The 14,402-nt window shown below is 68.4% G+C and carries 8 protein-coding genes; 3 read left to right on the top strand and 5 right to left on the bottom strand.

The features are described 5' to 3' along the window. Window positions 1-8 precede the first annotated feature (8 nt). Window positions 9-1,370 carry a homoserine dehydrogenase gene (locus AC1DXX_RS03735; RefSeq protein ID WP_478132814.1) on the bottom strand — a complete coding sequence of 454 codons (1,362 nt, stop codon included), beginning with the start codon at window positions 1,368-1,370 and terminating at the stop codon, window positions 9-11. 290 nt (window positions 1,371-1,660) lie between these two features. Here AC1DXX_RS03735 and AC1DXX_RS03730 point away from each other — a divergent pair, with 290 nt between their 5' ends. Beyond that, window positions 1,661-4,360: a bifunctional acetate--CoA ligase family protein/GNAT family N-acetyltransferase gene (locus AC1DXX_RS03730; protein WP_478132813.1), complete on the top strand. Its 2,700-nt coding sequence runs from the start codon at window positions 1,661-1,663 to the stop codon at window positions 4,358-4,360. Between the two features lie 307 nt (window positions 4,361-4,667). On the opposite strand, the gene AC1DXX_RS03725 is transcribed toward AC1DXX_RS03730, so the two are convergent. Then, a complete protein-coding gene (locus AC1DXX_RS03725) occupies window positions 4,668-7,838 on the bottom strand; it encodes an amidohydrolase family protein (RefSeq protein WP_478132812.1) in 3,171 nt (1,056 codons plus the stop codon). A gap of 198 nt (window positions 7,839-8,036) precedes the next feature. On the opposite strand from AC1DXX_RS03725, the gene AC1DXX_RS03720 reads away from it, so the two are divergent. Continuing rightward, window positions 8,037-9,065 (top strand): Lnb N-terminal periplasmic domain-containing protein, encoded by a 1,029-nt coding sequence (locus AC1DXX_RS03720; protein WP_478132811.1) that lies wholly within the window; start codon window positions 8,037-8,039, stop codon window positions 9,063-9,065. Further along, on the top strand, window positions 9,065-10,996 hold the full coding sequence (locus AC1DXX_RS03715) for an esterase/lipase family protein (protein WP_478132861.1): 1,932 nt from the start codon (window positions 9,065-9,067) through the stop codon (window positions 10,994-10,996). The genes AC1DXX_RS03720 and AC1DXX_RS03715 overlap by 1 nt, the downstream gene beginning before the upstream one ends. Window positions 10,997-11,098: 102 nt before the next feature. On the opposite strand, the gene AC1DXX_RS03710 is transcribed toward AC1DXX_RS03715, so the two are convergent. The 3 genes from AC1DXX_RS03710 to AC1DXX_RS03700 form a co-directional block, all read right to left on the bottom strand. Further along, window positions 11,099-12,145, bottom strand: coding sequence for an LLM class flavin-dependent oxidoreductase (locus tag AC1DXX_RS03710; protein ID WP_478132810.1), 1,047 nt, complete (start codon window positions 12,143-12,145; stop codon window positions 11,099-11,101). Window positions 12,146-12,525: 380 nt separating this feature from the next. Continuing rightward, on the bottom strand, window positions 12,526-13,452 hold the full coding sequence (locus tag AC1DXX_RS03705; protein ID WP_478132809.1) for an ABC transporter substrate-binding protein: 927 nt from the start codon (window positions 13,450-13,452) through the stop codon (window positions 12,526-12,528). 12 nt (window positions 13,453-13,464) lie between these two features. Then, the gene (locus tag AC1DXX_RS03700; RefSeq protein ID WP_478132808.1) at window positions 13,465-14,388 is read right to left on the bottom strand and encodes an ABC transporter substrate-binding protein; all 924 of its coding nucleotides are present in this window, start codon (window positions 14,386-14,388) and stop codon (window positions 13,465-13,467) included. Window positions 14,389-14,402 lie beyond the last annotated feature (14 nt).

Here is a 14,402-nt window from a genome sequence, read left to right as displayed (position 1 = left end):
AGCCGGTTTCAACCGCCGAGTTCTTCCACCCGCAGCGCCGTTACCGGTCCGGCCACCGCCGGATGCGCCTGCAGCGCGTGCACGGCCAGGTCGACCGTGCCTTGCGCCGCAAGGCCTGTCAGCACCAGCACCTGCGGTCCCGTTTCCGGCCGTTCCGTCGCCAGCATCACCTGGCGCACAGGCACCTGCTGCCCCGCCAACAGGGCGGCCACCGCTTCGATCCGGCTCGCCGCATGCACGGGCACCCGCAGGTAGTGCGAGGTGCGCACCGCGGCGCGCGGCAGCACCGGCAGGGCGCTCATCGCATGCGCATGGAAACCCAGGTGCGGCACGCGCTGCGCCGCATGGGTGCCATCGAGCCGCGCGACGTCCACCAGGTCGGCGATCACGGCCGATGCCGTCTGCTCCGAACCGGCCCCGGCGCCGTAGTACATCGTCACGCCCGACGCGTCGCCCTTGACCATGATGCCGTTCATCGACCCGTTCACATGCGCCATCAGGTGCGAGGCGGGCACCAGCGCAGGTTGCACGCGCAGCTCCACGCCCTCTTCCCGCCGGCGTGCCATGCCCAGCAGCTTGATGCGAAAGCCCAGCTGTTCTGCGCAGGCCACGTCGATCCTCTGCAGCGCGGTGATGCCTTCCACCTGCACATCGGCGAACCGCACCGGCGCGCCGAACGCATTGGCGGCCAGCAGCGTGAGCTTGTGCGCCGCGTCGATGCCTTCGATGTCGAACGCCGGATCGGCCTCGGCATAGCCCAGGGCCTGCGCCTGCGCGAGCGCGGCGGCGAAGTCCAGGCCCTCGTCGCGCATCTTGCTGAGGATGAAATTGGTGGTGCCGTTGATGATGCCGGCCACCCATTCGATGCGGTTGGCCGTGAGACCCTCGCGCAGCGCCTTGACGATGGGGATGCTGACCGCCACCGCGCCTTCGTACGCCACCGCCACGCCATGCTGCCGCGCGGCCGCGAAGATCTCGGCGCCATGCTCCGCCAGCAGCGCCTTGTTGGCCGTGACCACGTGCTTGCCGTGCGCGATGGCGGCCAGCACCCAGTCGCGCGCCGGGCCGGTGCCGCCGGCCACTTCCACCACCACGTCCACGTCGGGGTGGGTGGCGACGTGCATCGGATCGTCGGTCAACGGGACGCTTTCGCCGACGACGCCGGCCGCCCGCGCCAGGTTGCGCGCGGCCACGATCACCATCTCGATCGGCCGCCCTGMCCGGCCGGCAATCTCGGCCTGGTTGCGGGCCAGCACGCGGAAGGTGCCGGAGCCCACGGTGCCGATGCCGATCATGCCCACGCGCAGCGCGCGCATGGCCACGGGGAAGCTGTGAAGGGGCTGAAGGGACTGGACTGGATCGCGGTACATGGACTTCTCCGGACAAAAAACAAAAAACCCAGCTGCCAGAGCTGGGTTTCATTCGTTCGGGAGGAAGAGCGATTCACCAGGTGGCTGCCGGAACGGCCACCTGCGCGTGCTCAGGTGGCCGCGGTGGTAATGCTGGTAATCATTCGTGCATCCATCGCCTGCGGGAGTGCAGGCAGCATCATGCAGCCCATGCGGGCGGCGTCGGATGCGGTGTGGAGTTGGAAGCACGACATGGAGGCCGGAGTGTACAGGAGCCCGCACAGGCCCCGGCGATGGGTGCAAACTAGGGCATGGACAAGCATTTCCTGACGCCGCTTTTCGCGCCAGCCTCCGCCGTGGCCTTCGTCGGCAACGCCAATGACCCCGGCGGCCAGACGGCGTCGGGTCGCCTCCTGCGCGAAGCCTTCCGGGCCGACCGCTTCGACGGCACGCTGCGCTTTCTCGATGTGCGCACCAAGGGCACGCTCGAGGAACTGGCGCAGACCCATGCCGACCTCGCCCTCATCGCGCTCGCACCGCAGGATGTCGCGGCCGCACTGGAGATCGCCGGGCGCATCGGCTGCAGCGCCGCCGTGGTCGTCTCCAGCGGCATCGCGGCCGACCAGGCCAGCCAGTGGCGCAAGATCGCGCGCCGCGAAGGCGTGCACCTGCTCGGGCCCAATTCGCTGGGCTTCCAGCGCCCGCTGCTGCATCTGAACGCCAGCGTCGCCGGGCCGCTGGCCAAGGCCGGGCCGCTCGCGCTGGTGTCGCAGTCGGGCGCGCTCACCGCATCGATGCTCGACTGGGCGCGGCAGAACGGGGTCGGCTTTTCCAGCGTGGTGTCGCTGGGGCCGTACACCTCGGTGGACATTCCGCAGGTGCTGGACTTCCTCGCCAACGACCAGGCCACCCACAGCATCATCGTGTACCTCGAAGGCATCTCGGATGCACGCCGCTTCATGAGCGCGCTGCGTTCGGCCTCGCATGCCAAGCCGGTGGTGGTGCTCAAGGCCGGGCGCAAGCCCGCCGGCAACGAGGCGGCGCAGACGCACAGCGCCGCCATCGTGGGCAGCGACGACGTGTTCGATGCCGCGCTGCGCCGGGCGGGCGCCGTGCGGGTGCGCTCCTTCGTCGAGCTGTTCTCGGCCGCCAAGTGCCTGGCCTCGCGCTACCGGCCCGTGGGCAAGCGGCTCGCCGTGGTCACCAACGGCGGCGGCCCCGGCGTGCTGGCAGCCGACTGGATCAACGAGATCGGCCTGCACCTGGGCAAGCTCTCCGCGCCCGCGCAGAAGCTGCTGCAACCGACGCTGCCGCCGCTCGCGTCGCTGGCCGACCTGATCGATCTTTCGGAAGACGCCACGCCCGCGCACTACCGCGCCGCCATCGACGCCGCCTCGGCCGACAGCCAGGTCGACGGCGTGCTGGCCATCTTCTCCCCCAAGGCCGGCGCCGACGCGGCCGCCACGGCGCGCGCGCTGGCCGACATTCCGCGGCCGATGAACAAGCCGCTGCTCGCATGCTGGATGGGCGATTCGTCCGTCGGCAATGCGCGCGCCGTGCTGGCCGAGGCCACCATTGCGAGCTTTCGCACACCCGAGGCGGCCGTCGGTGCCTTCGGCAACATCGCAGCCTTCTATCAGAACCAGCAGCTGCTGCAGCAGACGCCGCCACCGTTGTCGGCACTGGCCAAGCCCGACATCGAAGGCGCCCGCCTGCTGATCGAAAGCGTGCTGGCCGAGCGCCGCAAGGTGCTGACCGAGATGGAGTCGAAGTCGCTGCTGTCGTGCTTTCACATCCCGATCACGCGCACGCTGCTCGCACGCAGCGCCAGCGAGGCCATGATGATCGCCACGCAGCTGGGCTTTCCGGTGGCGCTCAAGATCGATTCGCCCGACATCAGCCACAAGTCCGATGTCGAGGGCGTGGCGCTCAACGTGATGAACGGCACCGGCGCACGCGACACCTACGTCGAGATGATGGAACGCGTGGCGCGTCTCGCCCCCGAGGCGCGCATCAACGGCGTGACCGTGCAGAAGATGGTGCGGGCGCGGCGCGGGCGCGAGATCTACGTCGGCCTCGTGACCGACCAGCCCTTCGGACCGATCATCGTGTTCGGCGCGGGCGGCACCATGATCGAGCTCATGAACGACCGCGCGATGGAGCTGCCGCCGCTCAACCAGTTCCTGGCACGGCGGCTGATCGAACGCTCGCGCGTGGCCGAGACGCTGGGCGAATGGCGCGGCGCGAACCCGGTGGACATGGAGGCGCTGGAAGACGTGCTGCTGCGCGTGTCCGAGATGGTGTGCGAGCTGCCCGAGCTGCGCGAGATGGACATCAACCCCATCATCGTGGACGAGTCGGGCGCCGTCTCGGTCGATGCGCGCATCGTGGTCGACAGCAGCCCGCAGGCGGTGGCGGGCCACGTGGGCAGCGGCTACCAGCACCTGGCCATCATGCCGTACCCGGCACGCTACCGGCGCGAATGGCCCCTTCCTGGCACGGGCGGCGACATCTACACCGTGCGGCCGGTGCATCCGAACGATGCCCAGATGCTGCAGGCGCTGGTGCAGGGCCTGTCGCCCGAGAGCCGCTGGTTCCGGTTCGTCTCGCGCTTCCACGAGCTGCCGCCGTCGATGCTCTCGCGCTTCACGCTGATCGACTACGACCGCGAAATGGCGTTGGTCGCGGTGGTGATGGAGCGCCACAACGCGCCCGACGGCACCATCCTCGACACCGAGCACATCGTGGGCGTGTCGCGCTACATCACCAACCCCGACCAGACCAGCTGCGAGTTCTCGCTGGTGGTGGCCGACGAGTTMAGCGGCAAGGGCATCGGCTCGCGCCTGATGGAAAGCATCATCGACGTCGCGCGCGACAGGGGCCTTGCRGAAATCGACGGCCTTGTGCTCGCCAACAACCCCGACATGCTGAAGCTGGTGCGCCGGCTGGGCTTTGCCGTGAAGTCCTTTCCCGAGGATCCGGACTTCAAGCTGGTGACCTACCAGTTGTAGGCTCGCAAAGCGGACTCATTCGGGGCGCGTGCACAGGACACCGGGTACTCCCCTCCGCGAATGTCCCCCGCTTCGCTCCTCCTTTATTTCGCTGCGGGGAGCACCCGGTGCCCTGTGCACGAGAGGCGCAGCGCTTGTGCGGGCTGATCAACMAGTGCTCYGAACGATCACGCCGATGGTGTGCTCTGCGCAGCGAAATAAAGGAGGAGGCCTGCGGCCCTAGGCCGCGCCGGGGGACATTCGCGGAGCAGAGCACACCGTCGGCGTGAGCGCGCCCTGAACAGCAGAGCGCCCAACATGGCCCCCGTCAGTCCGCGTGGTTCATGTCCGCGCAGTGGTGCGGATCGGCCCGGCACATCCTGTCGTACGCAACCACCGCCTTCCTGCGTTCGCCCAAGGCCACCGGCGTGCGGAACGGCGCGAGGATCTCGGCGAGCGACAGGCTCACGCCGTTCTTCACCACGTACTCGACGGCCGCCGCGGCCCGGAGGTCCTGCAGCGGATTGCCGCGCACGATCACCAGGTCGGCCAGCTTGCCGACCTCCACCGTGCCCAGGTCCTGGTCCACGCGGCTCATCTTCGCGGCGTTGAGGGTCACGTCCTGCAGCGCCTGGTGGTTGGATGCGACCATGCCCGCCGCGCGCAGGTTGGTATGCAGCGCAATGCCCGGCGCGACCAGCGGCGTGTCGGTGCCGATGGCCAGCAGGCCGCCGGCACGCTGCACCTTGGCCGATTGCTCGGCGTCCTTGCGAACGCCCTGCAGCACGGCGCTGGTTGGTGCTGCCGTGCCGGTCAGGCCCGTCAGGAAATTCGGCGGAATCAGCAGCTTGTAGCGGTCGTCGCCGACCATCGAGGCGTCCTGCCCCACCAGCGCGAGCGACGAGAACAGGGTGTCGACCAGGCGGAAATCCGACTTCGCGTGCAGGTCGTAGGCATCCTGGTAGGTGAAGCCGCCGATCGACTTCGACCAGCCATAACCCATGCGCTGCGTCGCCGACAGGTGCGTCGTGCCGCCAATGCCGGCCGCCGCACCCGGCGCCAGCATGTGCGTGCCCGTGGGGATGCCCATGTCGAGCCCGGCCTGCGCGATCTTCGCCATGATCGGGATCGGTGCGCGCACATACGACTTCAGGTAGTCGACACCCATCGCCTTCGCCTTGGCGATCTCCAGGTCGGCCACCTCGGGCGTGCGCAGGGTCCGCGCAAAGCTGTAGAAAAGCCGGTTGCCTTCCCACAACGGCGGCGAGGCGAACACACGCGGGCCGACCAGGTTGCCCGCGTCCAGCGCTTCGCGCATCTCGATGCTCTGGTGCAGCGGGCCGGCGACCGATTGCGTCGAGGTGATGCCGTAGGCCAGCATCGATGCCGCGACCTGCCCGAACTGACCGCCCTGGTAGAGCGTGAGCGGATGGAAGTGCGGGTCCCACAGGCCCGGCATGACGGTGAACGCCGACGCGTCGATGTACCGGGTCGCGGTGCGGGCGGCCGATGCATCGTGCGGCCGGATCGCGGTGATGCGGTTGCCGCCGATCACGATGTCCACGTCGGTTTGCAAGGTCTCGCTGTTGCCGTCCCACAGGCGGCCTGCGCGGATGACCGTTGTCCCGGTCCCGACGGCCTGCGTCCACGTGAGGTTCAGGGGCACCTCCTTCGCGCCGGAGCCGTCGGCGCCGATGGTCTTCAGCTTCTCGGTCGCCTTGTAGAGGATGGTGCGCGAATCCCCGGCCCATGAAGGCAGGTCCGCGGCCTCCTTCGTGATCGCCACCGCGGGGCCGGCGGGCGAGCCGTCGGCCTTGAGCGGCATGACGTGCAGCACCGAATCCATGATGAAGGCCACCTTGGTGCCGTCCGGCGAGACGGTCGCGGCGCCCTCCTCCCGGTCCGAGATCTGCCGCGGCACTTCGGCCACTGGATGGAAGGTGCCGGTCTTGCCTGCGATGTCGATCACGCGCAGCTTGTTGTAGCCCTCGCGGAAGCGGTTGTTCATGCGCTCGTTGTCGACCAGCACCACCTTCTTTCCGTCCGGCAGCCACGACGGCGTGCCGACCTGCGAGCTCACTTGCGCAATCACGGCCTGGGGCGTGCGCGAGGCCATGTCCCAGATCTCGAGCTGGCCCGAGCCCGTGGTGTAGGCGATGCGGTCCCCGGCGGGCGACATCTTCGGCGTGACCATCGACCTGGCAGGAATGGCCGCCAGCCGCGTGCGGCGCTTCGAGGCGATCTCGACCTGGTCGATGGCCAGTGCGCCTGCATTGCCTTTCTCGGTCGAGAAGTAGACCGAGCGCCCGTCGGGCGTGAACTGCGGACTGCCGTCGCGCGCCGTGTCGTTGGTGAGCCGCACGGGCGCCTGCCCGATCTTCATCACCCACACGTCGTTCAGTGCAACGAAGGCCACGCTCTGTCCGTCGGGCGAGATCACCGGCCCGCTGATCCCGCGCACCGGCTGCGGCCCCATGACGTTGAAGCCGCGGTCCTTCTGTTTGTTGATGGCCGGCCGGCGAACGGTCAGCGTTGCGCTGAACGGCACGTCGGCCGGATCGCCGCCGGTGGCGCTGCGGATCCTGATCTTTCCGTCCGCCGTGTACATGAAGCGGCCATCCGCCATGTAGCGGACCGGGAACGGAAAGAAGTCCTCGTTGGCCACTGCGTCCTTGCCGCCCACGCTCAGTGTCTTGCGATCGGTCTGGAACACCAGGCCCGATCCGTCGGGCGCCCACGCAGGCATGGTGCCGGCGCCGATCAGCGTCGGCGCCTCCGTGCCGCCGATCGGCCGGGTGAAGACACGCGCCGTGTCCACGAAGGCCAGCTGCCTGCCGTCGGGCGAGATGGCCGGGTTGCTTTCGGCGCCGGGGCCCGAGGTGAGGGGCGTGTAGTTCGCCTCGTTCAGCGACACGCGCCAGATCTTGTACTGGCCATCGTTGCTGCGGTCCGACGCGAAGACCAGCCCGTTGCCGTCCGGCGTCCATGCCGGTTCGCGGTCGTCGTAAGGGCCGGTCGTGACACGCCGCAGGTCGGCGCCGTTCGGCCGAACGACCCAGAGGTGGTAGTTGCCCTCCGCGTCGTAGTTCTGGAATGCGATCAGGCTGCCGCTGGGCGACCACACCGGTGCGGTCGGCTCCATGTCCCAGCCCGTGATGCGCGTCGCGGTGCCGCCGCCGATGGGAAGGGTCCACAGCGCCCCCATCGCGGTGAAGGCGATGCGCTTGCCGTCGGGCGACGGCGCGGCGGCCATGTTGGTTCCTTCGTGGAACTCCACCGACACGTCCTTCGTCGAGCCTCGCAGGGTGTTCACGCTCACCACCGGCACGGCCGGCTGCGCGGTGCCCGAGGGGTCGAGGGTCGAGGTCCGGCCACCGCCGGCGCATCCGGCCGCCAGCACCGACGCGGCCGCGGCCGCAGCGACCGCATACGAATTCAGTACTGCACGGTATGAAACCGATGGGCGTGCGAAAGCCGGCGCGGATTTGCGCAAGTTCATGAAGAGGTCTCCTTGTTGGTCTTCTTGCATCGCAACTGCGCGTGCGAACGGGCGGCACACCGGCCAGCAGGGACCGTGTGCCGATTCACTGTGTGTGGGCTTTCTGACAGTTCGCTTACCCGTTACGGATGGAGATAACTCGACGAGAATCGAGCGCCTCGAAAGAGCCGATCGGCCGGCTCCCACATGCCTCGTTCAATGATCCGAATCCTCCTGCAATTTTCCGGCCGCCTTGCGGTGTCGCTCGTCATCCTGCTGTCGGCCGCATGGGCCTGTGCAGCCCTCTGGTACCAGCTGCCGGCGCCCGCCCTCCTCAAGATCGCCGCCGCAGTGCTGTGGGGCGGCTTCGGCCTCGCCGCCATCGTGCTGCTGTGGCGCGGCAAGGCCACACGCCCTCTTCTGTCCTACGCCGTGGGGTTCGCGGTGCTGCTCGGATGGTGGGGCAGCATCCAGCCCTCGCAGAACCGCGCCTGGGCCGACGACGTGGCGCGCCAGCTCGTCTCCCGCATCGACGGCAACGTGGTCACGATGGAGAACGTGCGCAACTTCGACTGGCGCAGCGACACCGACTACACGCAGCGCTGGGAAACCCGCCGCTACGACCTCGACCGCATTCGCTCGGTCGACGTGGCCCTCTCCTACTGGAGCGGCCCGGCCATTGCCCACACGCTCGTCTCCTTCGGCTTCGACGACGGCCAGTTCGTCACCTTCTCCATCGAGATCCGCAAGGAGCGCGGCGAGAGCTTTTCGTCCGTCGGCGGCTTCTTCAGGCAGTTCGAGACCAGCCTCGTCGCGGCCGACGAGCGCGACGTGCTGCGCGTGCGCACCAACGTGCGCGGGGAAGACGTCTACATGTACCGCGTCCGTCTGCCGCAAGCCGAGATGCGCTCGCTGTTCCTCGCCTACCTCGGCGAGGGTGCGGCGCTGGTGCGTGCGCCGAGTTTCTACAACACGCTCACCGCCAACTGCACCACCATCGTGTACGACCTCGCGAAGCGCGTCGTCCCGGGCCTGCCGATGGACTACCGGCTGCTGGCCTCGGGCTACCTGCCCGACTACCTCCACGACGTGGGCGGACTCACGCCGGGCCACGGCATGGAGGCGCTGCGCGCGGCCGGACGCATCACCGAACGCGCGCGTGCTTTCGACAGGAGCCCCGACGCGGAAGACTTCTCGCAAGCCATCCGGCACGGCGTGCCTGGCGTCGCTGCGAGAACCGCTCCGTGATGCGCCTGCGCTTCTTCCCGCTGCCGGCCCTGTTGTGCGGCGCCTTGCTGCTGGCCGGTTGCGCAGGCGTCACGGTCGGTTCGATCTCGCCCGCCGAATACCTCGCGCAGCGTCGCGGGGACGTGCTCACCACCGGCAAGCTCAGCACTTCGGCGCAGGAGGTGCTGCGCGTGATCGGCTCGGACGCCGACCTGTGCGCCGGCAACGACCAGGCCTGCCGGCGGGCCCTGGCCGACTCGCCCGGCCTCACCGACGAGCAGCGGCTGTCCGCACTGTCCGAGGTGTGGCTGCAGCGTGCATTGGCCGGCAGCCGCGGTGTCGCCGCGAGCGAGCCGCCCGCGGCTTCGACCATCGAGGCCTGGCTCGAAACCGCCCGCCACGCCTACGCCTACCTCTTCTTCACCGCGCGCAAGCCGCGCGATCGCGCCTTCGAAGACCGGCAGACGCAGGTGCGCGACTACTACAACTACGCGGTGCAGCAGGCCATCACCGGCCTGTTCAGCCGCTATCGCCAGGACGGCCGCACCGACGACAACGCGCTGCCGCGCGTGCCGCAGGTGGGCGACTGGCGCATCGACACCGACCTGTCCGCGCTCGAACTGCGGCCCGACGACCCGGTGCCGCAGGCGCTGATTCCGGCCGCCTCGCTCACCTTCTCGGGACTGCGCAACACCTACCGGCGCGACGGCTTCGGCGCCGAGCTGGTGGTGGCCACGAACCAGCCGGCCATCCCGCCCCGGTCCACCGGCAAGGCCGGCGACGACGACACGCCGCCGCCCTACAGCGAGATGCCGTTCCCCGGGCTCACCGCGCTCATCGGCTTCGAAGGCGCCGACCTGCGCCAGGTGCTGGCCACGCGCACGGCGCGCATCATGGTGTTCGACCCCTACCGCACGTCGACGACCCGGCTCGCGGAGCAGGACATTCCGCTCGCGGCCAATTTCACCTCGGGCTACGGCCTCTGGCTCGCGCGCTCCGACTTCGCACGCCAGGCCCTGCGCAGCCTGCTGGGCAGCGCGGAAGGCCTCACCCGGCCGCACATCTACCTGATGCAGCCCTACGACCCGAACCGGCGCACGATCATCATGCTGCACGGGCTCGCGAGCAGCCCCGAGGCCTGGATCAACGTGGCCAACGAGGTGCTGGGCGACGAGACACTGCGCCGCCGCTACCAGGTCTGGCAGGTCTACTACCCGACGAACGCGCCGCTGCCGCTCAACAACCTGGCGATCCGCCAGGCCATCACGCAGACGATTGCGCACTTCGACCCCACGGGCCAGACCGAGGCCTCGCGCAACATCACGCTGATCGGGCACAGCATGGGCGGCGTGCTGTCGCGCCTGCTGGTGTCTTCGTCGGAAGACACGCTGTGGGAAGCATTGCTCGAGAGCTACCCCATGCAGGGTGCGCAGCAGGAACGCATCGAGCAGCGGCTTGCGCCCTATCTGCGTTTCGAGCCCTTGCCGCAGGTCGGCCATGCGATCTTCATCGCCTCGCCGCACCGCGGCACCCCGTTCGCCAACAACCGCATCTCGCGCTGGGTGGCCAACCTCGTCACGCTGCCGGTGGCGATGCTGGGGCAGCTGAACGACATCTCCCGCGAGCTGATGCGCATCGCGCCCAGCACGCAGGGCTCGGAACCGCTGCGCATACCCAACAGCATCGACAACCTGAGCGACCGCGATCCCTTCGTGCAGCTGTCCTCGGGCCTGCCGATGAACCCGCGCGTGCGCTTTCATTCGATCATCGGCAACGACACGCCGGGTGTGCCGCAGGCCGAGTCGAGCGACGGCATCGTGCCCTATGAGAGCGCGCATCTCGACGGCACGGCCTCCGAGCGGGTCATCCGGTCGGCACACAGCGTGCAGGAAAATCCGCTGGCCATTCTGGAGATCCGGCGGATCTTGCGGGAGCAGCTGCAGCCGCGCTGATTAAAAAAAAGCGAGCCCGAAGGCTCGCCAAAGTCGTCCCTCGGATTGGCCAGGAGGACAACCCGACTCCGACTCACCTCGAACTCATCTCCAATCCGGCCGCTAACCCGCTTCCAGTGCTTCTTCTTCAGGCACCGAATCTGCGGGCGTTCGCCAGCCCAGCGCCGGCGCGATGCGGCAGGCCAGGTCGTCCAGGATCTGTTCGTACTCGCTGCTGCTGAAGTTGTAGGGCAGCTCCACGCGCAGTTCGCTCACTTGCGGCAGCACCGGGTCCTTGCGCAGCCGCTCCAGGATCTCGTCCGACGTGCCGACGAGGTCGGTCGCGAAGAGCGTGCGCCGTTCGCCCTGCGGCGCCAGCGTGCGCTCGACACGGCCCGCCGCGAACTCGCGGTAGCGCCGGCGCGTTGCGGCGTCGGCGCTGTCGAGCGGCACGATCACGCGGCCCAGCGCCACCCTTCCCGCACGCGCGCCGGTCTCGCTGGCGCGGTAGCGCGCGATGAGGGCCGACTGGGCCTGCAGAAAATCGTCCGTGGTCTCGCCCGAGAGCACATTGCCGAGCAGCAGGTTGAAGCCGTTGCGTCCTGCCCATTCGGCCGAACGCAGCGAGCCGCCGCCGTACCAGAGGCGATCGACGAGACCGGGCGCATAAGGTTGCACGCGCGGACGCACACGCCCGCCGGCGGACTCGACGAAGGTGTCGTCGTCGCCGAGCAGCACGTCTTCGAGGTTGGCCCGCAGGCGCGCGACGCGCTGGTGCGTGAAGTCGATGGTGTTCGGCGCCGCGTCGTAGAAGCGGCTGCCGAGCAGTGCGCCGTGCGGCGGCACGCCCGCGCTCAGGCCCACCTGCAGCCGGCCGCGCGAGAGCACGTCGACGGTGGCCAGGTCTTCGGCGAGGCGGAACGGGTTTTCATAGCCCATCTGGATCACCGCGGCGCCGAGCTCGATGCGGCGCGTGCGCTGCGTGGCCGCGGCCAGGATGGTCGTGGCCGAAGACACGCCGCGCTCCAGGTGGCGCTGCCGCACCCAGGCACTGTCGAAGCCGCGCTGCTCGCCGAACTCGAACAGCTTCAGCGCCGCTTCGAGGCCGGCCAGCGGATTCGCCTCGGCATAGTTGCCGGGTGTGAGGAAACCGATGTGATGAATGGCCACGGTGGTCTCAGCTTTCCATGGTGGTTTGCACAACCCGTGACAGCGCGTGCATTCGAGGTGCGTGCATTCGGGGTGCGTGCACAGGACACCGGGTACTCCCCTCCGCGAATGTCCCCCGCTTCGCTCCTCCTTTATTTCGCTGCGGGGAGCACCCGGTGCCCTGTGCACGAGGGCACGCTGCTGGTTTGCGGCCGATCAACAAGTGCTCTGAGCGATCACGCTGGCGGTGTGCTCTGCGCAGCGAAATAAAGGAGGAGGCACGCGGCCCTAGGCCGCGCCGGGGGACATTCGCGGAGCAGAGCACACCGTCGGCGTGATCGCGCCCTGAACAACGAACGTCAAACACAACAACGCGACGAACAGAAAAGCAAGGTTTCATCTCAGAACTTCGGCAGGCCGGGCGGATTGATCTCGGACTTCGGCAAGGCCTCCTCCGTCAAGCTCCAGCGCGCGAGCGCCTTGCCGTAGGTGCCGTTGCGGATCAGGTTGTTGGCCGCGGTGCTCAGCGCCGCGGCGAGGCCGCTGCCCTTTCGCGTGGCGATCGCCACGTCCGACTTCAGCGGCCAGCCCGCATTCACCGTACCGACCAGCCGCAGCTGTCCGTTCTTGGCCGCCTCGTAGGCCTGCGGTGCGTTGGGGTTGAAGTTGGCATCGACGCGCTTCGTGGTCACCGCCAGCCAGCGGGTCACGTCGTCGTCGAAGTACTGGATCGCGATCGGCTTCAGGCCCGCGGCAACGTTCTGGCGGTCCCATTCGAGCAGGATGCGTTCCTGGTTGGTACCGGCGCCGGTCGTGAGCTTCAGCCCCGCCACGTCCTTCGGCTCCCTGATCGACTGGATCGCGCTGTCCCTGCGCACGTAGAAGCCGTGCAGGCCGAGCCGGTAGGTGGAGAAGTCGAACTTCTCCTTGCGCTGTTCGGTCACGCCCACGTTGGAGATCACCGCGTCGTACTTGCCCGAACTCAGGCCGAGCGGCCAGTCGGCCCAGGCGACGGGCTGCAGTTCGAGCTTCAGGCCCAGCGACTCGGCAATGAGGTGCGCGAAGTCCGGGTCGAAGCCGACGACGGTTTTCGCATCGGTGGCGTAGGTGGAGATGGGCGGCGCGAACGGCGCGATCGCGATGGTCAGCACGCCGTCCTTCACGAACTTGAAACTTGGCGGAATGGCGTTGACCGCTTCGGCGTCCTTGCCCGTGTGCAGGCGGCCGCGTTGCTCGGCGCTGAAGTCGAACTTGTCGGCGGCGTGCGCCATCGTCACGGCCATCAGGCCGAAGGCTGCCAGTGCACCGGCCTTGCTTTTGAAAGACATGGTTTCGCGGCCTCAGTTCTTAGGCAGGCCGGGCGGATTGGTGCGCGCCACCTCGATCGCCTCGGAGCCCAGGTTCCAGCGCGACAGCGCCTTCGCATAGTTGCCGTTCTTGATCTGCGCGTTCAGCGCGACCGTGATGGCCTCGGCGATGCCCGAGCCCTTGCGCGAGGTCACCGCGATCTCGGCGTTCAGCGGCCAGCCGCCGGAGAACAGGCCGGCGAGCCGGGTCTTGCCGTCGCGTGCTTCATAGGCCGCAATGGCATTGGGGCCGACATAGGCATCGGCGCGGCCCGACTGGATCGCCAGGCGCTGCACCACATCGTCGTCGTAGTACTGGATCTCGATCGGTTTCAGGCCGGCCGCGACGTTCTGCTTGTTCCATCGCAGGAGGATCTGCTCCTGGTTGGTGCTGGCCGACACGATGAGCTTCAGCCCCGCGATGTCCTTGGGCTCCTTGATGGCGCCGATCTTGCTGTCGGACTTCACGTAGACGCCGATCTGGTCGTTGCGGTAGGTGGAGAAGTCGAACTTCTCCTTGCGCTCCTCTGTCACGGTCACGTTGGACACCACCACGTCGAATTTGCCCGACTGCAGGCCCAGCGGCCAGTCGGCCCATGCGGTGGACACCAGCTCGAGCTTGCGGCCGAGACTGTCGGCGACGAGTTGCGCGATGTCGGGCGCATTGCCCACGGGCGTTTTCGTGTCGGTCGCATAGGCAGCGAACGGCAGGCGGCCCGTGGTCGTGCCGACGACCAGCACGCCCTCCTTCTGGAACTTGAAGTCCTTCGCCAGTTTGATGGCCTCGTCCAGCCTCTGGGCACGCGGCCGCCCCGCCTGCTCCGGGCTGAGGTCGGTCGCAGGCTGGGCCGAGGCCGCCAGGGGCAGCAGCATGAAGGCGCCCAGGAGCGCGGAGAGGATGTTTTTGCGATGGATCATGAGAAGGAGCCCAG

The sequence above is a fragment of the Variovorax sp. P4_B10 genome, from assembly GCF_056402375.1.
The sequence above is the reverse complement of the archived record's forward strand: the minus strand, read 5'-3'. Positions and strand labels throughout refer to the sequence as shown.